The sequence below is a fragment of the Sphingomonas sp. UBA978 genome (assembly GCF_002292295.1).
GTDB lineage: Bacteria > Pseudomonadota > Alphaproteobacteria > Sphingomonadales > Sphingomonadaceae > Sphingomonas.
Map to the genome: position 1 here is coordinate 464,526 of NZ_DBBS01000020.1, position 19,958 is coordinate 484,483.

15 protein-coding genes and 1 tRNA gene are annotated in these 19,958 nt (G+C 68.2%); 4 read left to right on the forward strand and 12 right to left on the reverse strand.

All coding sequences use genetic code 11. The features are described 5' to 3' along the window. Positions 1–10: 10 nt before the first annotated feature. Positions 11–1,615: a protein translocase subunit SecD gene (secD, locus tag B2515_RS14670; protein ID WP_293877516.1), complete on the reverse strand. Its 1,605-nt coding sequence runs from the start codon at positions 1,613–1,615 to the stop codon at positions 11–13. Next, positions 1,615–1,953 carry a preprotein translocase subunit YajC gene (gene yajC / locus B2515_RS14675; RefSeq protein ID WP_293877518.1) on the reverse strand — a complete coding sequence of 113 codons (339 nt, stop codon included), beginning with the start codon at positions 1,951–1,953 and terminating at the stop codon, positions 1,615–1,617. The genes secD and yajC overlap by 1 nt, the downstream gene beginning before the upstream one ends. Before the next feature lie 208 nt (positions 1,954–2,161). On the opposite strand from yajC, the gene B2515_RS14680 reads away from it, so the two are divergent. Further along, positions 2,162–2,238 (forward strand) — tRNA-Pro (locus tag B2515_RS14680). Between the two features lie 82 nt (positions 2,239–2,320). Here B2515_RS14680 and B2515_RS14685 read toward each other — a convergent pair. From B2515_RS14685 to B2515_RS14700, 4 genes are all read right to left on the reverse strand, one after another. Continuing rightward, on the reverse strand, positions 2,321–2,968 hold the full coding sequence (locus tag B2515_RS14685; protein WP_293877520.1) for a GntR family transcriptional regulator: 648 nt from the start codon (positions 2,966–2,968) through the stop codon (positions 2,321–2,323). A 113-nt stretch (positions 2,969–3,081) separates the two neighbouring features. Next, the gene (locus B2515_RS14690; protein ID WP_293877522.1) at positions 3,082–4,524 is read right to left on the reverse strand and encodes an efflux transporter outer membrane subunit; all 1,443 of its coding nucleotides are present in this window, start codon (positions 4,522–4,524) and stop codon (positions 3,082–3,084) included. 7 nt (positions 4,525–4,531) lie between these two features. Beyond that, on the reverse strand, positions 4,532–6,109 hold the full coding sequence (locus B2515_RS14695; RefSeq protein ID WP_293877523.1) for an MDR family MFS transporter: 1,578 nt from the start codon (positions 6,107–6,109) through the stop codon (positions 4,532–4,534). Beyond that, positions 6,106–7,284, reverse strand: coding sequence for an HlyD family secretion protein (locus B2515_RS14700; protein ID WP_414711410.1), 1,179 nt, complete (start codon positions 7,282–7,284; stop codon positions 6,106–6,108). Before B2515_RS14700 ends, B2515_RS14695 begins: the two co-directional genes overlap by 4 nt. A gap of 78 nt (positions 7,285–7,362) precedes the next feature. Here B2515_RS14700 and B2515_RS14705 point away from each other — a divergent pair, with 78 nt between their 5' ends. After that, complete coding sequence (locus B2515_RS14705) at positions 7,363–7,809, forward strand: MarR family winged helix-turn-helix transcriptional regulator (RefSeq protein WP_293877524.1); 447 nt, start codon at positions 7,363–7,365, stop codon at positions 7,807–7,809. Between the two features lie 217 nt (positions 7,810–8,026). On the opposite strand, the gene B2515_RS14710 is transcribed toward B2515_RS14705, so the two are convergent. The 4 genes from B2515_RS14710 to B2515_RS14725 form a co-directional block, all read right to left on the reverse strand. Beyond that, positions 8,027–8,218: a YbdD/YjiX family protein gene (locus B2515_RS14710; protein WP_293877526.1), complete on the reverse strand. Its 192-nt coding sequence runs from the start codon at positions 8,216–8,218 to the stop codon at positions 8,027–8,029. Further along, positions 8,215–10,269: a carbon starvation CstA family protein gene (locus tag B2515_RS14715; RefSeq protein WP_293877528.1), complete on the reverse strand. Its 2,055-nt coding sequence runs from the start codon at positions 10,267–10,269 to the stop codon at positions 8,215–8,217. Before B2515_RS14715 ends, B2515_RS14710 begins: the two co-directional genes overlap by 4 nt. Before the next feature lie 73 nt (positions 10,270–10,342). After that, positions 10,343–12,280, reverse strand: coding sequence for an acetate--CoA ligase (acs, locus tag B2515_RS14720; RefSeq protein WP_293877530.1), 1,938 nt, complete (start codon positions 12,278–12,280; stop codon positions 10,343–10,345). A gap of 90 nt (positions 12,281–12,370) precedes the next feature. Beyond that, positions 12,371–13,198, reverse strand: a complete 828-nt coding sequence (locus tag B2515_RS14725) for an alpha/beta fold hydrolase (protein ID WP_293877532.1) — start codon at positions 13,196–13,198, stop codon at positions 12,371–12,373. A gap of 149 nt (positions 13,199–13,347) precedes the next feature. Here B2515_RS14725 and B2515_RS14730 point away from each other — a divergent pair, with 149 nt between their 5' ends. Then, on the forward strand, positions 13,348–15,093 hold the full coding sequence (locus B2515_RS14730) for a DUF885 domain-containing protein (RefSeq protein ID WP_293877534.1): 1,746 nt from the start codon (positions 13,348–13,350) through the stop codon (positions 15,091–15,093). Positions 15,094–15,568: 475 nt separating this feature from the next. On the opposite strand, the gene B2515_RS14735 is transcribed toward B2515_RS14730, so the two are convergent. Beyond that, a complete protein-coding gene (locus tag B2515_RS14735; protein ID WP_293877536.1) occupies positions 15,569–16,984 on the reverse strand; it encodes an MFS transporter in 1,416 nt (471 codons plus the stop codon). Positions 16,985–17,051: 67 nt separating this feature from the next. Between B2515_RS14735 and B2515_RS14740 the strand changes: the two genes are divergently transcribed. Further along, positions 17,052–19,196: a prolyl oligopeptidase family serine peptidase gene (locus B2515_RS14740; RefSeq protein ID WP_293877538.1), complete on the forward strand. Its 2,145-nt coding sequence runs from the start codon at positions 17,052–17,054 to the stop codon at positions 19,194–19,196. Positions 19,197–19,244: 48 nt separating this feature from the next. On the opposite strand, the gene B2515_RS14745 is transcribed toward B2515_RS14740, so the two are convergent. Then, positions 19,245–19,823 (reverse strand): TetR/AcrR family transcriptional regulator, encoded by a 579-nt coding sequence (locus tag B2515_RS14745; protein WP_293877539.1) that lies wholly within the window; start codon positions 19,821–19,823, stop codon positions 19,245–19,247. Positions 19,824–19,958 lie beyond the last annotated feature (135 nt).

Sequence of the window (19,958 nt, forward strand, 5' to 3'; positions counted from 1 at the left end):
GCCTTTCGCCTCAGATGTTGATCGTCTTGGGCTTCTCGCGCCGGATCCACTGCGCGACGAGCATGCGCGTGAACGTGACGGCGGTGAAGACCGAGGTGACGATGCCGATCAGCAGCACGACGGCGAAGCCCTTCACCGGGCCGGAGCCCAGGATGAACATGATGATGCCCGAAATGGCATGCGTCATATTGGCTTCGAAGATGGTGCGGCTGGCTTCCTTGTAGCCGAGTTCGACTGCCTGGACGACGGAGCGGCCACGGCGACGTTCTTCGCGGATGCGTTCGTTGATGAGCACGTTGGCGTCCACCGCGGTGCCGATCGTCAGCACGAAGCCGGCGATGCCGGGCAGCGTCAGCGTACCCTTGATGAGCGCGAGCACGCCCAGGATCACGAACACGTTGATGACGACAGCGAGGTTCGCATAGAGCCCGAAGCGGCCATAGGTCACGAACATGAAGGCGATGACCAGCGCCACCGCGACGGAACACGCCAGGATGCCGGCGCGGATCGAATCGGCGCCAAGGTCGGGACCGACGGTCGATTCCTCGATCACCTTCAGCGCGACGGGCAGCTTGCCCGACCGCAGCGCGATCGCCAGCTGGTTGGCGCTCTCGACGGTGAAGCCGCCGTTGATGACCGCGTTGCCGCCGAGGATCGGCTCGTTGATGTTCGGGGCCGAGATCACCTTGTTGTCGACGATCATCGCGAACGGCTTGCCGGTGTTCTGCTGCGTCACCCGCGCGAAGCGGTTGCCGCCGACCGCATTGAACGTGATCTGCACGTTCGGCTGGTTGGTCTGCTGATCGAACGCCTGCCGCGAATCGGCGAGCTGGTCGCCTGAGATGATGACCGAGCGCTTTACCGCGATGAAGGGGATGCCCGACGGATTGCCGGGATAGGGAAGCACCTGGCTGCCGATCGGGGCAATGCCCTTCACGAGGTCGGCGGGATTGGTCGCGGTCGTGTCGACCAGCTTGAATTCCAGCCGCGCGGTCTTGCCGAGCAGGTCTTTCAGCGCCTGCGGGTTCTGGAGACCCGGCACCTGCACGAGGATGCGGTTGTCGCCCTGGCGGACGATCGTCGGCTCGCGCGTGCCGAGTTCGTCGATGCGGCGACGGACGACGTCGGTCGCGTCCTCCATCGCGGTCTTGATCGCCTCGTTCATCCCGGCCTGCGTCGGGCTGAGCACGAAGCGGCTCGAATCCACGACCTGGATGTCCCATTCGCGCTGGCCGGTCATGCCGGCACCGCCGCCGGTGATGCCGAGCAGCCGCTCGCGCGCCGCGTCCACCTGGCTGGGATCGCGCAGCATGAAGCTGATCTGGTTGTTGCGCGTCGAGATGTCGCCGATCAGGATCCGCGGCGTGCCGTTGCGCATCGTCCCCTGGATCTGCTCGCGCAACGCCTCGATCCGCGTGTTCGCGAGATCCTGCGTATCGGCTTCCAGCATCAGATAGCTGCCGCCGGCAAGGTCGAGGCCCTTGTTGACGCGGGACGGCTGGAACGGCCAGTTGGCCGTCATCGATTCAGGCAGGAACGTCGGGATCGCCAGCGCGCACAGCACCGCCAGCACCGCCCAGATCGACGCCACCTTCCAACGCGGAAAGTCCAGCATCAGTCGTTCGCCGGTTTCGAATTGGGGCTGGTCACCTCGGCGATCGTCGCCTTGACCACGCGGATTCGCGTGTTGAGCGCGATCTCGACCTCGACGATCGTGTCCTCCACCTTGGTCACGCGGCCGATGATGCCGCCGGCGGTGACGACGCTGTCACCCTTCTTCACCGCGGCGACCGCCGCCTGCAATGCCTTCATGCGGCTCTGCTGCGGGCGAATCATCAGGAAGTAGAAGACGATGAAGATGAGCAGCAGCGGTGCGAAGCTGATGAGCGAGGCGAACCCGCCGGCTTCGGCGGCGCCGCCCGCGGTCTGGGCATAGGCTGGGGAGATGAACATCTGATCCGTGCATGGCTGATCGGCAGGAGAAATCCCCCCGCACCTGAAGCGCCGCGCGCTAGCATCGCTTGGGGTTTCGCGCAACGCCGCGACGCTGCGAACGGCCGGCCCGACGCGCCGCATGCAAAGGCGGCTTGCATCGCCGCACCGACCCGCCTACAGGCCCCGCTCCGGGATCGATGGCCGCTTGGCCGACGGTCCCGTCGGTCGGGGCGTAGCGCAGCCTGGTAGCGCATCACACTGGGGGTGTGGGGGTCGCAGGTTCGAATCCTGTCGCCCCGACCATTTATCTTCCGCGGCGATACGATGCCGCGATGACGATCCGGCGGTATCCGGCTTTCCGAAAAATCCGCCCCGGGCGGCACCGTCAGCCGCCGCGCAATTCCGCCTGAAGGTCGGCGCGGGTCGAGGCGAGATGCCGGATCATCGCCTGCTCCACCGCGCCGGCATCACCCGCGATCCAGCTGTCCAGCATGTCGCGATGCTCGCGGTCGGCGCGGGCATAGCGGCCGTCGGGCTGCATATGGGCGATGACATAGCGTTCGGCGAGCATCGCCAGCCGCTCGACGAGGTCGGTGGTCAGCGGCCGCCCGGCGGGCCGTACCAGCGCGAGGTGGAACTGGCGGTGACGCACCGCGATCTCGCTGGCGGTGCTGTCGCGTGCGTCCTCCAGCGCGGCCAGCGCCGCCTCGGCATGGCGGTGCGCGGCGTCGTCGGCGCTGGCAGCGCCCGCCGCTGCGGCGGCCGGCTCGATCGCGAGGCGCAATCCGTAGATCTCGTCCGCCTGCGCCGCCGACAGCGGCAGCACCGAATAGCCGCGATTGGCCTGCCCCTGGATCAGCCCTTCATGCTCCAGCCGGGCGAGCGCCTCGCGCAGCGGGATCTTGCTGACCCCCAGTTCGGCCGCCAACGCATCCTGACGGATCGCGGCCTCGGGGCGGATCGACCCGTCGACGATGCGCTCGCGCACGATCGCGAAGACCTGCTCCGACAAGGTCCGGACAACGATGCTCATCGGCACACTTCCTCAGGCGACGGGCACGACGCACTGAAAGGCCATTCCAGAATGTGGAGGCGCGATCAATGCCTTACGCGAACATCATTCCTTGGGGCGTCAGCAGTTCGCGTTCACGGCGTCGCCACGGCCTGCGGCGCGCTCCATCCCAGTCCCAGCGCCTTTTGCAGCGCGACGTAGTCCCCGGTCAGCCCGGCGACGCCCGACGAGAGGTTCTGGTCGGCGGCGACCCGGCTGCGCTCGGCATCCAGCGTGTCGATCAGCGTCGCGGTGCCGGCGCGGAAGCGCTGCTGCATCAGCGCCGCGGCGCGGTCGGCGCTCGCCTTGCTGCGCATCAGGCTGGCGACCGTCTCGCGGCGATGGCCGAAGCGCGACAGCGCATCCTCGGCATCGCGCAACGCGCTCAGCACCGCGCCCCGATATTGCGCCTCCGCTTCGTCGCGCTGCCCCTCGGCCTGATCGATGCGGGCCCGGTTGCGGCCGAAATCGAGGAAGTTCCATTGCAGCATCGGCGCCGCCACCCCGAGCAGCTTGTCCGGGCTGATGTCCGACAGCTGCGTGCCGCCCAGTCCGATCAGCCCGAGGATGTTGAGCCGCGGGAAGCGTGCCGCATCGGCGACGCCGACCTGCGCGGTGCGTTGCGCGAGCTGCCGCTCCGCCGCGCGGATGTCGGGCCGTCGCTGCAACAATGCGGCCGGATCGCCGACCGCGACCTGCGCCGGGGGTAACGGGACCGGCGTCGCGGTGGCGAGCATCGTATCCAGCGTCCCGGGCTCTGCGCCGGTCAGCACGGCGAGCGCGTCGAGATAGGACTCCAGTTCCGCCTGCAGCGGCACGATCTGTCCATTGGTCGCCTCCACCTGTCCGCTCAACCGCTCGACATCGAGCGCCGAGGCGGCCCCGCGATCGAAGCGCTGCCGGGTCAGCGTCAGCATCTGCTGCTGCATCTGTGCCGATCGCCGCGCCAGATCGATGCGCCGCTGCCGGTCGCGCAGATTGACATAGGCTTGCGCGACCTCCGCGGTCAGGCTCACCTGCGCATCGGCGACATTCGCCTCCGCCGCCTGCGCCTGCGCGCGCGTCGCCTCGACGGAGCGACGGCGACCGCCGAACAGGTCGACCTCCCAGCTCGCGTCGAAGCCGAGATTGTAGACGTCGACCGCGCTGGCGCCGGTGTCGCCGGTGGTTTGCGTGTTGCCGAGGTCGAGCCCGGGCACGCGGGCGTGCAGATAGGTCGCCGACGCATTGGCGCTGGGGGCCTGGTTGGCGCGCTCCAGCCGCAGCGAGGCGCGCGCCTGCCGCAGCCGCGCCTGCGCGACCGCGATGTTCGGATTAGCGGCGAGCGCGCGGCCTTCGAGGTCGTTCAGCGTCGCATCGTTGAGCTGCGTCCACCAGTCGGCGACCCCCGGTGCGGCGGGACCGGCGCTCCGGCCGCCGCGGACGAAGCCGCTTTTGCCGGGCGTGGCGGACAGCGTCTGCGGCGGCCCCGCATAGTTCGGGCCGACGGTGCATGCCCCGAGAAGCAGGGCGAGGGAGAGGAGGGGGAGGGTACGCATCATCGCCTCAATGCATCGCCACGGGGCCGCCCTGCGGCAGCGGGCGGAGGAACAGGACGAGCGGCACGACACAGCAGATGCCGACCGACAGGAGCCAGAACAGGTCGTTATAGGTCATCACCAGCGCCTCGCGCTGGATCGTGCCGCCGAGCGATTGCAGCGCGGTCGCGGTGCTGCCGAGCGACTGCGCCATGCCCGCGACATAATCCTGCACCGCGACCGAATTGGCGTTGAGCACCTCGTCGATGCGGCGGCTGTGCAGATAGCTGCGCTGGTCCTGCAGGGTCGCGATCCCGGCCAGCGCAAACGACCCGCCGATGTTGCGCGCGGCGCTGAACAGCCCGGCGGCATCGCCCGCTTCCTCCGGCCGGACCGAGGCGATCGCCGCCTGGTTGAGGAAGACGAAGCCGAGGATCGTACCGACGCCGCGCAGCAGCTGCGAATCGGTGAAGGCGCTGCCGACCGATTCGGCGGTCAGCGTGGTGTCGAGATGACAGCTCATCGCCATCAGCAGCAGGCCCGATCCGACCGCGACGCGGATATCGAGGTGCCGGATCATCAGCGGCACCAGCGGCATCATCAACAGGCTGGGGATGCCGCTGAGCAGCACGACCTTGCCCGATTGCAGCGCATTGTAATCGGCGATCGCCGCGAGGAACTGGGGGATGACGTAGCTGCTGCCGTACAGCACCATGCCGAGCACCAGTCCCATGATCGCGACGCTGCCGAACTGGCGGTCGAGCAGCAGGCGCAGCTTCACCACCGGCTTCTCCGCGATGAACTGCCCCGCGAACAGCATGCCGAGGCCGAACACGGTCAGCACGGTCAGCTTGATGATCGTCGCCGACTGGAACCATTGCTCGCGCTGCCCCTCCTCGAGCACGACGGTCAGGCCGCCGAGGCCGAGCGCCAGTCCGGCGATGCCGAGCCAGTCCGCCTTCAGCAGTTCGCCCAGATGAGCCTTCTGGTGCGGCAGGCCGACGAGCAGCAGCACGAGCAGGACCGCACCGACGGGAATGTTGAGGAAGAAGGCGTAATGCCAGCTGACGTTCTCGGTCAGGTAGCCGCCGATCAGCGGCCCCATCACCGGGCCGAGGATCGCGGTGACGCCGAACAGCGCGGTGCCGATCGGCTGCTGCGACCGCGGCAATCGCGTCGCGATGATCGTCATCGCGGTCGGAATCAGCGCGCCGCCGGTGATGCCCTGGCCGGCGCGGCCGATAATCATCATCGTCAGCGTCGTCGACAGGCCGCAGACCACCGAAAAGGCGGTGAACAGCACCGAGGCGATCAGCAGGAAGGTGCGCAGCCCCAGCACCCGCTCCAGCCAGGCGGCGAGCGGGATGATGATGATCTCCGCGACCAGATAGGAGGTCGCGATCCAGGTGCCCTCGGTGCCGCTGGCGCCGATCTCGCCCTGGATCACCGGCAGTGCCGAATTGACGATCGAGATGTCGAGCGTCGCCATCAGCGCGCCGAGGCTGCCTGCGGCGACCGCGAGCCACGCGCCGAGGTCCGCCTTTTCCGGCGGCGCGGCATGGGCCGTCGCGGCACCGCGGCCGGCCGGGGCCGCCGCCGCGCTCATCGGGCGCGCCGCTCGTTATGCTGTTCCTGCTCGTCCTTGATCCGCTGCACCGATCCCTTGGCGGAGCGGGTGTCGACGGTGACGTCGACCGACATGCCCGGAACGAGCAGCTTGCGCGTCTCCGGCCCGGCATCGAGTGCGATGCGGACGGGCACGCGCTGGACGATCTTGGTGAAGTTGCCGGTCGCATTCTGCGGCGGCAACAGCGAGAATTGCGCACCGGTGCCGGGCGAGACGCTCTCGACATGGCCGCGGATCTCGACGCCGGGCAGCGCATCGACCTCCAGCGTCACCGGCTGGCCGACGCGCATCAGGCCGAGCTGGGTTTCCTTGAAATTGGCCTCGATATAGATTTGCTGGACCGGGACGACCGACATCAGCCGGGTGCCGGCCTGAACGAACTGGCCGATCCGCGCCGTCTTGTCGCCGACGCGGCCGTCGATGCTGGCGCGCAGGACGGTGGCGCCGACGTTGACCTGCGCGGCGTCGAGCTGCGCGCGGCTGGCCTTGCCCTGCGCCTGCGCCTGCGCGACCTGCGCCTGCAGCGTGCCGACGCGGCGGGTGGCGCTGGTCAGCGCCGCGCTGGCGGCGGCGACCTGCGCGTCCGCCTGACGCGCCTGATTGACGAGCTGCGACAGCTTCTCGCGGGTTTCGGCGCCCGACGCGGCGAGCGGCTGGTAGCGGATCACCTCGGCATGGGCGAAGGCGGCGTCGCTGCGTGCCGCGGAAAGGTCGGACCGCGCCTTGTCGATCGCGGCCTGCTGTTCGCGAATCTGCGCCCGGACGCCATCGGCATTGGCGCGGGCGACGTCGATCTGCGCCTCGACCTGCGCCGCCTGCGCGTGATAGTCGCGCGCGTCGATGCGGAGCAGCGGATCGCCGGCCTTCACCTGCTGGTTGTCGGCGACGAAGACCGCGTCGACATAGCCCGACACCTTGGGCGAGATGGTCACCGCATCCGCCTGGATATAGGCGTCGTCGGTGCCCTGCATGAACTTGCCGACGCTCTGATAGCGGACATACCACAGCACCCCGCCGATCACCGCCGCGGCAAGCACCAGCAGCAGGACGAGGCGGACCCTTCGCTTCTTCAGCCGCGATGCCTTGGCCGGCGAATCGTCGGTCGCCTCGCTGCGATCGTCCGGCTGTTGCTCGTGTTCGGCCATGCGCTTCATCTTCATCGGTCAGGAATGCAGGCGTAGATGCTCGCACTTGCAGCATAGTGCAAGACCATTTAATGAGGGTCCTCACATATGTCCGCACCCGATCAGCTCGCCTCCAGCGTTTTCAGCCTCTTCCTGCGGATGCACCGCCTGATGAACCGCCGGATGGCGGATCAGGGTGCCTCGCTGGCGCGGACCAAGCTGCTGCTCTTCCTCGATCGCCGCGGGCCTGCGCGGGCCGCGGACATCGCCGAATTTTTCGACAATGCGCCGCGCACGGTGACGGAGGCGATCGACGGGCTGGAGCGGGACGGACTGGTCGTGCGTGCGCCGGATGCGCACGATCGACGCGTGAAGCGCGTGTCGATCACCGAATCGGGCCGACGCGTCATCGGCGAGACCGAGCCGCTGCGGCAGGGGCTGATCGACGGCGTCTTCGGGGTGCTCGATGCCGGAGAGCAGGCCGCCTTGTCGGGCATGATGACGCGGATGCTGGCAGCGCTCGACGAGCAGGAACGGTCGGATCGGCCCCAATAACTGTTGCATCCGGATCGGCCTGTGTTAGCCTCTCCTTCGCCGCCGACAGAGCGGTAGATAGAGGAGAGGTGCTATGGACCGGTATCAGCCGACCTTGTGCCAATGCGGGTTCGGCATGCTGTGCGCGGCGAGCGGCGCGGCGCTGTCGATCTGCGCGATGACGTTCCTGCTGCTGGGCTGATCCGCCCGGCGTCACTGTCGTCCCGTGCGCTGCGCGTCAGCAGCAACGCCCGCCGTTGCGCCCGCCGTATCGCGCCTCCTGCCGGTTCCTGAAGAACGCTGCCTCGCTCATCACCGGCTGGTCCGGGTGCGTCGCCGCCATATGCTCGACATAGGTGCGGTAGGACGGCACGCCGACCATCAGCCGACCCGTCGCGGCGAGACCATGCCAGAGGCCCGCGACGCTCATTCCGCCGCCACCGCCAGCGCCGGGATCTCGCTCGCGCTCGGCCCGTCGAGACGCCGCGCGATCAGGCAGGTGCGGATGCCGTAACCGATGATCGACACCACCACGCCCAGGAACAGCGCGCAGAGGGCCGCGTCGATCCGGTCGTTCATCACCACCCGGCCCATTTCGCCGAGCGACTTCGCCGGCGCCAGCACCTCGCCCCGCGCCGCCGCCTCTGAAAAACGACTGGCGTGCGCGAGGAAGCCGACGCGCGGGTCGGTGGAGAACAGCTTCATGAGGCTGGCCATCACGGTGCACAGGACCAGCCACGATGCGGGCAGGATCGTCACCCAGGCATAACGTTCGCGCTTCATCCGGAACAGCACGACCGTCGCCAGCACCAGCGCGACCGCGGCGAGCATCTGGTTCGAGATGCCGAACAGCGGCCAGAGCGTGTTCACGCCCCCCAGCGGATCGGTGACGCCTTGATACAGGAAGAACCCCCAGGCCGCGACGCACAGCGCGGTGCCGACCAGCCCCGGCACCAACGAGGTCGCGTTGCGGAAGCCCGGCACCGCCAGCCCGATCAGGTCCTGCAGCATGAAGCGGCCCGCGCGCGTGCCGGCATCGACCGCGGTGAGGATGAACAAAGCCTCGAACAGGATCGCGAAATGATACCAGAAGGCCATCATCGCGCGCCCGCCGATCAGGTTGCTGAAGATATGCGCCATGCCGACGGCCAGCGTCGGCGCGCCGCCCGCGCGGCTGATGATCGTCGTTTCGCCGACATCCGTTGCCGTCGCCGCGATCGTATCGGCGGTGATCGGAAAGCCCATCGCGGTCACCGCCGCGGCGGCGCTGGCGGGGTCGGTGCCGACGATCGCCGCCGGGCTGTTCATCGCGAAATAGATGCCCGGATCGATGATCGACGCGCCGACCAGCGCCATGATCGCGACGAAGCTTTCCATCAGCATAGCGCCATAGCCGATGAAGCGGGCATCGCCCTCGCTCGCGATCAGCTTGGGCGTAGTGCCGCTGGCGATGAGCGCGTGGAAGCCCGACACCGCGCCGCAGGCGATGGTGATGAACAGGAACGGGAACAGCGATCCCGACCAGACCGGGCCGCTGCCGTCGACGAAGCGGGTCAGCGCGGGCATCCGCATCGGCGGTGCGACGATGACGATGCCGATCGCCAGCGCCGCGATCGCGCCGATCTTGAGGAAGGTCGACAGATAGTCGCGCGGCGCGAGCAGCAGCCATACGGGCAGCAGCGAGGCGATCGCGCCATAACCGATCAGGATCCAGCACAATTGCACCGGCGTGTAGGTGAACCACGGCGCCCATGTCGCCGACGCGGCGATATCCTGTCCGTAGACGATGGCGAGGATCAGCCCGACGAGGCCGAGCAGCGACACCTCGCCGATCCGCCCCGGCCTGATCCAGCGGGTGTAGGCGCCCATGAACAGCGCCAGCGGGATCGTCGCGGCGACGGTGAACATGCCCCACGGGCTGTCCGCCAGCGCCCGCACGACGATCAGCGAGAGCACCGCGAGGATGATGACCATAATCATGAACGCGCCGAACAGCGCGATCGTCCCCGGCACCGCCCCCATCTCCATCCGGATCAGTTCGCCGAGCGAACGCCCGTCGCGGCGCATCGACAGGAACAGCACCATGAAGTCCTGCACCGCGCCGGCGAGCACGACGCCGGCGAGCAGCCACAGCATGCCGGGCAGATAGCCCATCTGCGCGGCGAGCACCGGTCCGACCAGCGGCCCCGCGCCGGCGATGGCGGCGAAATGGTGACCGAACAGCACGCGGCGGTCGGTCGGGACGAAGTCGAGCCCGTCGGGATGGCGCGCGGCGGGCGTGGGGCGGGCGGGATCTATCCCGACCACGACCTTGGCGAGGTAGAGCGCATAGAAGCGGTAGGCGATCAGATAGACCGAAACCGCCGCGACGACGATCCAGATCGCGCTGATCGCCTCGCCCCGCGCGGTCGCGATCACGGCAAGCGCCCCCGCGCCGATCAGCGCGAGGACGATCCAGCCCAGCCTGCTTGCGATGGTCATGCGCGTGCGTCCCCCCGGAAGATACGCCGCGTGCCTAGCCGCTATGCGCCTCGTCCTTCAAGGGAGCGGACGCCTAGATCACCCGATTCGCGACCAGATCGTCGACCACCGCCGGATCGGCGAGCGTCGACGTATCGCCGAGACTGGCGACGTCGTTCTCGGCGATCTTGCGCAGGATGCGGCGCATGATCTTGCCCGATCGCGTCTTGGGCAGGCCCGGCGCGAACTGCAGCTTGTCGGGCGTGGCGATCGGACCGATCTCCTGCCGCACCCAGCCGACCAGCGCCTTGCGCAGATCGTCCGAACCGTCGCGACCCGCGTTGAGCGTCACATAGGCGTAGATGCCCTGGCCCTTGACGTCGTGGGACATGCCGACGACCGCGGCCTCCGCCACCGCCTCGTGCAGCACCAGCGCGCTTTCGACCTCGGCCGTGCCCATGCGATGGCCCGACACGTTGATGACGTCGTCGACCCGGCCGGTGATCCAGTAATAGCCGTCCGCGTCGCGGCGGCAGCCGTCGCCGGTAAAGTATTTTCCCTCATAGGTGGTGAAATAGGTCTGGAAGAACCGCTCCTCGTCGCCCCAGACGCCGCGCATCTGGCCAGGCCAGCTCTGCGTGATGCACAGATTGCCCTGCGCCGCGCCGACCAGCACGCTGCCCTGATCGTCGACCAGTTGCGGCGCGACGCCCGGCATCGGCTTCGATGCGGAACCCGGCTTCATCGGCACGGCGCCCGGCACGGGCGCGATCATGATGCCGCCCGTCTCGGTCTGCCACCACGCATCGACGATCGGTGCGCGCCCGCCGCCGACGACGTCGTGATACCAGCGCCACGCCTCCGGATTGATCGGTTCGCCGACCGAGCCCAGCAGCGTCAGCGACGACCGGTCGGTCCGGCGGACATACTCGTCGCCTTCCTTCATCAGCGCGCGCAGCGCGGTCGGGGCGGTGAACAGAATGTTGACCTTGTGCCGGTCGACGACCTGCCAGATCCGGCTGGCGTCGGGCGAGGTCGGCAGCCCTTCGAACATCACCGTCGTCGCGCCGTTCGAAAGCGGGCCGTAAAGGATATAGGTGTGCCCCGTGACCCAGCCGATATCGGCGGCGCACCAGAAAATCTGGCCGGGTTTATAGTCGAACGCGGTCTTGAAGGTGAAATCCGCCCATAGCAGATAGCCCGCGGAGGTGTGCAGCACGCCCTTTGGCTTGCCCGTCGATCCGCTGGTGTAGAGGATGAACAGCGGGTCCTCCGCCGCCATCGGCTCGGCCGGGCAATCGGCGGCGACGCCCGCGGCGGCGTCATGATACCAGACGTCGCGCTCCCCCATCGGAACGTCGGCGCCGGTCGCCCTGACGACGATCACCTTTTCCAGCCCCGGCGCGCGCACCGCGGCCTCGTCGACGCACGCCTTCAGCTTGATCCGCTTGCCGCCGCGGCGGCCCTCGTCGGCGGTGACGACGATCTTCGACCCGCAATCCTCGATCCGGCCGGCGAGCGCGTCCGCAGAAAAGCCGCCGAACACCACCGAATGAACCGCACCGATCCGCGCGCAGGCGAGCGCCGCATAGGCCGCCTCGGGGATCATCGGCATGTAAAGGGTGACGCGGTCGCCCTTCACGACGCCCTGACCCTTCAGCACGTTGGCGAAGCGGCAGACCTCGGCATGCAATTCGCGATAGGTGATATGGCGCGCCTCCTCACCCGGTTCGTCCGGTTCCCAGATGATCGCGACGGTATCGCCATGCTTGGCGAGATGGCGGTCGAGGCAATTGGCGGCGACGTTGAGCGTGCCGTCCTCGAACCATTTGATGTGGAAGTCGGCCTTGGCGAACGACCAGTCCCCGGCGATCGTCGGTTCCGTGATCCAGTCGAGCCGCTTGGTCGCCTGATCGAGCCAGAAGCCGCCCGGGTTGCTCGCCGCCGCCTCGTACAGCTCGACATAGCGCTTCGGATCGAGGCTGGCGTTGGTCCAGTCGCCGCTGATCGGATAGATTTCTGGATCGGTCATCACGCATCCTCGACTCAAAACCGCGGGCGCTCTGGCGGCACCCGCGGGTCTGACTAATCACGCGGCGGCCAAGATGCCAGCCGCCTTTCCCTATCGTCCGAGGAAGGTGAGCAGGTCGCTGGTCAGCCGGTCGCCATGGGTGGCGAACAGGCCGTGCGGCGCGCCGTCATATTCGACCAGCTGGCTGTTCGCGATGCCCACCGACGCCGCGCGCCCGGCAGCATCGATCGGCACCGTCGCGTCGTCGGTGCCGTGGATGATGAGCGTCGGCACCGAAAAGGCGCCGAGATCGGGCCGGAAATCGGTGTGGCCGAACGCCTGCGCGCAGGCGAGCGTCGGCTTCAGCCCCGCCTGCATCGCGGTCGTCGTCGCCCAGTCGAGCACGTCGTCGCTGACCGGATGGCTGATGACGCCGACACCGAAGAACTGCTTGAAGAAGGTATCGCGGAAGAAATGCGCGCGATCCTTCTGAATCGATTCCCCGATCCCGGCCAGCGTCTCTTCGGGCGTGCCGTAGGGATTGTCCTCGGTCTTCAGCATGTACGGCACCACCGAGGCGACCAGCCCGGCGGCGACCACGCCCTTGCCGCCGTGGCGGCTCATGTAGCGCGCGACCTCACCGCCGCCCATCGAGAAGCCGACGATCGCCGCGTCGCTGTCCGCACCGGTCGCCGCCATGACATCGGCGAGGTCGTCGGCGAGCGTGTCATAATCATAGCCGCTCCACGGCTGGCCCGACCGCCCGAAGCCGCGCCGGTCATAGGCGATGGCACGGAAGCCCGCATCGGCCAGCGCCATCATCTGCGGGTCCCAGCTGTCGGCGGAGAGCGGCCAGCCGTGCAGCAGGATCACCGGGCGCCCCGACCCCCAGTCCTTGACGTACAGGTCGGTGCCGTCGCGGGTTTTGACATAAGGCATGATGGTAAGTCCTTGCAGGCGTTTGCCTTGCGTCAACGATGACGGCGGACGGCCGTTCCTTGCCGGGTCGCATGGGGGCTCGGGGCGGGGTGGCATTCCGGCGGCGCGGCTGCCAGCATCGGCGGCAAGATCGAATCGAGGAGTAGGACATGCGTATCATCCTGACGGCGTCGCTGCTGGCCATGGCCGCGGCAGGCTGTTCGCCAAGCAAGCCGGCCGCATCGAACGAGGCCGCGCCGGCCGCCGCCGCCACCCCGGCCCGGCCGAGCAACTGGGCGCAGTTCCGCGATGGCTTCGTCGAGGGCTGGTTCAAGCTCGACCCCGCCAATGCCGTCTATCAGGGCCGCCACGACTTCGACGGGCAATTGCCGGACTGGAGCGCGGCGGGGCTGAAGCGTCAGTCGGAATTCCTGCATCAGGCGATCGACCGCGCCCGCGCGTTCGGCGACGCCGACCTCAAGCCCGACGAGCGGTTCGAGCGCGATTACCTGATCCGCGTCGCCGAGGGGAAATTGTTCTGGCTCGACGATGCCGACCAGCCGCACGGCAATCCCGCTTATTACGTCGGCGGCGGGCTCGATCCCAACGTCTATATCGCCCGGCCTTATGCCGACGCGCCGACCCGGATGAAGGCGCTGATCGCCTTCCTGCAACGCGTGCCGGCGGCGGCGGGGAACATCCGCGCCAATCTGAAGACGCCGATGCCGCGGTCGTACGTCGATTACGGCGTGGCGGGCTTCAACGGCTTCGCCGATTATTACGTCGGCGATGCGAAGAAGGCGTTCGCGGGCGTCGCCGATCCGGCGCTGCAGGACCAGTTGACGCAGGCCGCCACCGCGGCGAGCGGCGCGATGCGCGACCTCGGTACATGGCTGGCGAGCCAGCGGGCGACCGCCACCGGCGACTTCGCGCTCGGCGCGGACCGCTTCCAGCGGATGGTGCGCGCGACCGAGGGCGTCGACACTTCGCTCGATGCGCTCGAGGCCGCGGGCCGCGCCGACCTGAAGCGCAATCAGGACGCGCTCGCGGCGGCGTGCAAGCTGTTCGCCAAGGGCAAGACGATCCCCGAATGCATCGACAAAATGAACGCGAACAAGGCCGCCGACGGCCCGGTCGCCGAGGCACGCCGCCAGATCCCGACGCTGCGCGCGTTCGTGGTGAAGAACGACCTCGTCTCGATCCCCGGCACCGAAGAGGCGAAGGTCGAGGAAAGCCCGCCCTACAACCGGCAGAATTCCGCCTATATCGATCCTGCCGGGCCGTATGAGACGAACATCCCGTCGGTCTATTACATCTCGCCGTCCGACCCGTCGTGGGACCAGAAGACGCGCGATGCCTTCGTGCCCGGCAAGAAGGATCTGCTGTTCACCTCGATCCACGAGGTGATGCCGGGGCATTTCCTCCAGTTCCTGCACGCCAACCGGTCGAAATCGATGTTCGGCCGGATCTTCGTCGGCTACGCCTTCGCCGAGGGCTGGGCGCATTATGCCGAGGAGATGATGTGGGAGGCGGGGCTCAACAAGGGCGATGCCGAGACGCATATCGGCCAGATCAGCAACGCCCTGTTGCGCGACTGCCGGTTCCTGTCGGCGATCGGCCTGCATGCGCGGGGGATGACGCAGGAGCAGAGCCTGCAGATGTTCCGCGAGCAATGCTATCAGGATGAGGGCAATTCGCGCCAGCAGGCGGCACGGGGCACCTACGACCCCGCCTATCTCAATTATACGCTCGGCAAGCTGATGATCCGCAAGCTGCGCGACGACTGGACCGCCTCCCGCGGCGGACGCAAGGCGTGGAAGGCGTTCCACGACCAGTTCCTGAGCTACGGCGGCCCCGCCATCCCGCTGGTCCGCCAGCAGATGATGGGCGAACCCGAAGCGAAGGCGGTGTTCTAGAAGCAGGACGTTCACGCGGAGACGCGGAGGTGTTTTGCGTGCGGCAGCGTTATCCTGCCGATGCGAAGGTCCGGTATGCGGCGCGATCGAAAGATGAGCGCCGCTGCCCCGGACGAGACACCTCCGCGTCTCCGCGTCTCCGCGTGAACCCCCTTCTTCCTACCTCGAAACCTGCATCCCCGGCCGTTCGTCTTACAACGTCTCGCCGAAGGCATTCGACGACCAGTTTCGGCAGTTCCAGAGCTAGGGCGGCCCCGCGATCCCGCTGGTCCGCCAGCAGATGACAGGCGGGTCCAAGGCGAAGGCGGTGTTCTTGAGGGCTGATTGTTCACGCGGAGACGCGGAGACGCGGAGGTGTTTCGCGTGCGGCAGCGTTATCCTGCCGACACCAAGGCCCGGTATGCGACGTGATCGGAAGATGAGGGCCGCTGCCGCGGACGAGACACCTCCGCGTCTCCGCGTGCCCCCCTCCTTCCTACCGCGAAACCTGCGTCCCCGGCTGTTCGTCCTCCGCCTCGTCGCTGCGCGGATTGCGGATCGACGGGCGCAGCCGCGCGAGGCTGCACAGGCCGGCCACCAGCGCGAGGGCCGCTGCGACGAGCGGCGGCGTCGCGCCGCCACCGACGCCAATCGCCAGCAGCGCCGCGACCAGCGTCGCGCCCGTCGTCTGCCCGACCAGCCGCACCGTACCGACCAGACCGCCCGCGGCGGCGGCACGCTCGCGCGGGGCCGAGCCGATGATGAGGCGGGCGTTGGGCGGCAGGAACAGGCCGAACCCCGACCCGCACAGCGCCATCCGCCACGCGATATCGATATAGGCCGCCTCCGCCGGCAGCGTCGCGATCAGCAGCAGCGCGACGATCGACACCGCCATGCCGATCCCGCCGAGCAGCCCCGCCGGCACCCGGTCCGACAGCCAGCCCGCCAGCGGCGCGACGATCATGTTGGTCAGCGGCCATGGCGCGATCGCCGCGCCCACCTCGGCTGCGGAAAAGCCGAAGCCATGTTGCAGGCGGAACGGCGTCGACAGCAGCAGCGTCATCGATGCGGTAAAGGCGGTATAGGCGCCGACCGCCGACAGCGCGATCACCGGTCTGGCGAGCAGGTCGATCGGCAGGATCGGCTTCGCCTCATGCCGCTCGCGCCGGATGAAGAACCAGCCGATGCCGGCACCGACCGAGACGATCGCCGCCGACACCACCGGGCTGTCGCCGTGCACCGCGCTTTCCGCGCCCGATATGACGAGGCCGATCATGCTCGCGCACAGCACCGCGCCGAACACGTCGAACGGTTCGTCGCGCGGCTCCGGCGCAGGCAGGGCGCGGCCGAGGATCAGGCTCAGGATCGCGAACGGCACCGCGCTCGCGAACACCCACGGCCATGGCGCGATGCCGAGCACGAGGCCGCCGATGGTCGGCGCGGCGGCGGCGGAACTCGACACCACGACCGAGTTGATCCCGAGCCCGCGGCCGAGCTGCCTCGACGGATAGATCGACCGGATCAGCGCCGACGACACGCTCAGCGCCGCCGCCGCGCCCAGCGCCTGCGCGGCGCGGACGACGAGCAGGAACGGCAGGCTCTTGGCGAAGAAGCACAGCAGCGTCGCGACGGTGAACACCGCCTGCCCGAACTGGTAGGTGCGCTTGAGGCCGAATTTGTCGCCGAGCCCCGCGAACGGCAGGATCATCATCGCGAGGATCAGCTGATAGACGGTCACCACCGCCACCACCGCGCTGTTGCCGACGTGAAGGTCGCGCGCGATCGTCGGCAGCGCCACCGTCGCGATACCGCCGTCGATGATGACCAGCGCGGTGCCGGCGGAAATTGCGCCGATCGCGACATAGCGGCGGGGCAGGGGCAGGCCGTCGGCCGGGGCGATGCGTTCCGTCATGACCGCATGCATTGCGCCGCGACGCTTTGGCCGGCAAGACCGGCGCATCAAGGGAGATGCACCACCGATGATCCTCCGTACGCTGCTGATCGCCTCCACCATCCTTGCCGCCGGCCCGGCGCTCGCCCAAGTGAAGCCCGCCCCAATGAAGCCTGACATGACCCATATGACCGACACCGATCCCTATCTCTGGCTCGAGGACAAGGACGGCGCGAAGCCGCTCGCCTGGGTCGAGGCCGAGAATGCGAAGACGCTGCCGCGCCTGCAATCCGATCCGCGCTACCGCACCTTCTATGCCGAGGCGCTGGCGATCGCCTCGGCCAAGGATCGCATTCCGATGCCGAACCAGCTGTTCGGCCGCATCTACAATTTCTGGCGCGACTCCGATCATCTGCAGGGCATCTGGCGCTGGACGACCGAGGCCGGCTACGCAGCCGCGCAGCCGCAATGGACGACGGTGCTCGACCTCGACGCGCTGTCGCGGGCGGAGGGCAAGAAATGGGTGTGGAAGGGCGCATCCTGCCTCCAGCCCGACGAGCGGCTCTGCCTCGTGGCGCTGTCCGAGGGCGGCGAGGATGCGATCAGCTATCGCGAGTTCGATCTGGCCGCGGGCCGGTTCGTCGACGGCGGCTTCGCGCTGCCCAAGTCGAAGCAGGGCGCGGCGTGGCTCGACAAGGACACGCTGCTGGTCAGCCGCGACTGGGGGCAGGGGACGATGACCGCGTCCAGCTATCCCTTCGTCGTCAAGCTGGTGAAGCGCGGCCAGCCGCTCGAACAGGCGCAGGAGATCTTCCGCGGGCAGCCGACCGACCAGCTCGGCACCTATGCGGGCGTCATCACCGACGGGCAGGGCAACCGGCTGGTCGCGATCGAGCGGCGCACGACCTTCTTCGGCGGCGAGACGCATGTCTGGACGCCGCAGGGGACGAAGAAGCTCGACATTCCGGCACGCACCTTCCCCGCCGGGATGGTCGCCGGGCAGGTGCTGTTCCAGACCAGCGATCCCTGGGGCGCGGTGCCGGCCGGTGCGGTCGCCTCGGCGCCGCTCGCCGATGTGCAGGCGAATGCGATCCGGCCGACCGTGCTGTTCGCGCCGACGCCGCGCCAGTCGGTCGACGAGGTGGTGACGACGAAGGGCCATGTCGTCCTGATCTACAACGACAACGTCCGGGGCCGCGCCGCGATCTACACGCCCGGCGCGGCGGGCTGGACGTCGCGGCCGGTGGCGCTGCCCGACAACGCCTCGCTCGGCGTCGCCAGCGCCGACGACAAAGGCGATCACGCCTATCTGACCGTCACCGGCTTCCTGACGCCGACCACCCTGCTGCCGCTCGATGCCGCCGCGGCGACGGCGGCGGCGCCGGTCAAGACGCTGCCGGCGAAGTTCGACGCGAGCGGCCTGGTGGTCGAACAGCATGAGGCGACCTCGACCGACGGGACGAAGGTGCCGTATTTTATCGTCCATAAAAAGGGCATCGCGCTCGACGGCACCACGCCGACGATCATGACGGCCTATGGCGGCTTCGAACTGCCGATGCTGCCGAGCTACAATGCCTCGACCGGCAAGCTGTGGCTGGAGCGCGGCGGCAGCTACGTCCTCGCCAACATCCGTGGCGGCGGCGAGTTCGGGCCGAAATGGCATGACGCCGGCCGCAAGACCAAGCGGCAGGTGATCTACGACGATTTCGCCAGCGTCGCGAAGGACCTGTTCGCGCGGAAGCTGACCAGCCCACAGACGCTCGGCATCTATGGCGGGTCGAACGGCGGGCTGCTGATGGGCGTCGAGTTCAACCAGCATCCCGATTTGTGGAAGGCGGTGACCATCCAGGTGCCGCTGCTCGACATGATCCGCTACGAACAGATCGCCGCCGGCGCATCCTGGGTCGACGAATATGGCTCGGTGAGCGTCCCGGAGGAAAAGGCGTTCCTCGAGACGATCTCGCCCTACCGGAACATCCGCAAGGGCGTCGCCTATCCCGAGCCCTATATCTGGACGACGACCAAGGACGACCGCGTCGGGCCGCAGCACGCCCGCAAGTTCGCCGCGCGGCTCAAGGAATACGGCCTGCCGTACCTGTTCTACGAGGACACCGCCGGCGGCCATTCGGGCGATGCCGACATTGAACAGGGTGCCCGGCTACAGGCGCTCCAGATGACCTATTTCGCACAGAAGCTGATGGGGCCGGCGAAGACGACGACCGCGGCGAAGTGAGTGCGCCGCCACCGCGGGCATCGCCCCGCGGTGGCGGGTTGGTCCCGGCTAGTCGGTGTCCGTCGACGGCAATGACTCCAGCAGCTTCGCCCGGCAGACGTGCAAGATCTCATCGGCGAGCGGCGAATCGTCCGGACATGCGCGCGACAGCACGACCGCACCCAGCAGGTGCGCGAACATGTCGATCGCTTGCGCCCGCACCGCGTCCTGCCCCCCGTCGCCGAACATGCCCCCGCGTTCCACCGCGTCGAGGATGCGTTCGATCCCATCGGCGAACGTCGCCTTGAGATGCCCCGACTGGCGCGCGGCGTCGCCCGATAGCGCTGCCATCGTACAGCCGGCACCGCGACCGTCGCGATGCTCTCTCGACGTGTAGAAATCGATGAACTGGCGGATGTCGCCGCTGCCGGCCTGATCGAGGATCTGCGCGACGCCGCTTGCCGCCGCCTCGGCCATCAGGTCGGCCTTGGAGCCGAAGTGCTTGTAGAAGCCGCCATGGGTCAGCCCCGCCGCCCCCATCAGATCCGCCACGCTCACCCCGTCATAGCCCTGCTCGCGGAACATCGCCGACGCCGCGTCGACGATGCGCACCCGGTTCTCCTGCGACTGCGCCTTGGTGATCTTCATAGGGGACCTCTTTGCCCGACACTGCCGCCTGCTATACATTGATGTCGACCATAATCAAACCTGTTGACGAGTTTGATTATGAGTGACATCATAAAGCTACAGAGACCGGATGCAGGGGCGGATACCCTGCCGGTC

Excerpts from the sequence above, each read along its gene's own strand:
- B2515_RS14710 (WP_293877526.1), bottom strand. The coding sequence starts at position 8,218 with ATGAGCGTCGCGGGCCTCTGGCATGGTCTCGCCGCGACGGGTCGGCTG.
- B2515_RS14740 (WP_293877538.1), top strand. The coding sequence starts at position 17,052 with ATGATCCTCCGTACGCTGCTGATCGCCTCCACCATCCTTGCCGCCGGC.
- B2515_RS14690 (WP_293877522.1), bottom strand. The coding sequence starts at position 4,524 with ATGCGTACCCTCCCCCTCCTCTCCCTCGCCCTGCTTCTCGGGGCATGC.
- acs (WP_293877530.1), bottom strand. The coding sequence starts at position 12,280 with ATGACCGATCCAGAAATCTATCCGATCAGCGGCGACTGGACCAACGCC.
- B2515_RS14745 (WP_293877539.1), bottom strand. The coding sequence starts at position 19,823 with ATGAAGATCACCAAGGCGCAGTCGCAGGAGAACCGGGTGCGCATCGTC.
- yajC (WP_293877518.1), bottom strand. The coding sequence starts at position 1,953 with ATGTTCATCTCCCCAGCCTATGCCCAGACCGCGGGCGGCGCCGCCGAA.
- B2515_RS14715 (WP_293877528.1), bottom strand. The coding sequence starts at position 10,269 with ATGACCATCGCAAGCAGGCTGGGCTGGATCGTCCTCGCGCTGATCGGC.
- B2515_RS14725 (WP_293877532.1), bottom strand. The coding sequence starts at position 13,198 with ATGCCTTATGTCAAAACCCGCGACGGCACCGACCTGTACGTCAAGGAC.
- B2515_RS14730 (WP_293877534.1), top strand. The coding sequence starts at position 13,348 with ATGCGTATCATCCTGACGGCGTCGCTGCTGGCCATGGCCGCGGCAGGC.
- secD (WP_293877516.1), bottom strand. The coding sequence starts at position 1,615 with ATGCTGGACTTTCCGCGTTGGAAGGTGGCGTCGATCTGGGCGGTGCTG.
- B2515_RS14685 (WP_293877520.1), bottom strand. The coding sequence starts at position 2,968 with ATGAGCATCGTTGTCCGGACCTTGTCGGAGCAGGTCTTCGCGATCGTG.
- B2515_RS14695 (WP_293877523.1), bottom strand. The coding sequence starts at position 6,109 with ATGAGCGCGGCGGCGGCCCCGGCCGGCCGCGGTGCCGCGACGGCCCAT.
- B2515_RS14735 (WP_293877536.1), bottom strand. The coding sequence starts at position 16,984 with ATGACGGAACGCATCGCCCCGGCCGACGGCCTGCCCCTGCCCCGCCGC.
- B2515_RS14705 (WP_293877524.1), top strand. The coding sequence starts at position 7,363 with ATGTCCGCACCCGATCAGCTCGCCTCCAGCGTTTTCAGCCTCTTCCTG.
- B2515_RS14700 (WP_414711410.1), bottom strand. The coding sequence starts at position 7,284 with ATGAAGCGCATGGCCGAACACGAGCAACAGCCGGACGATCGCAGCGAG.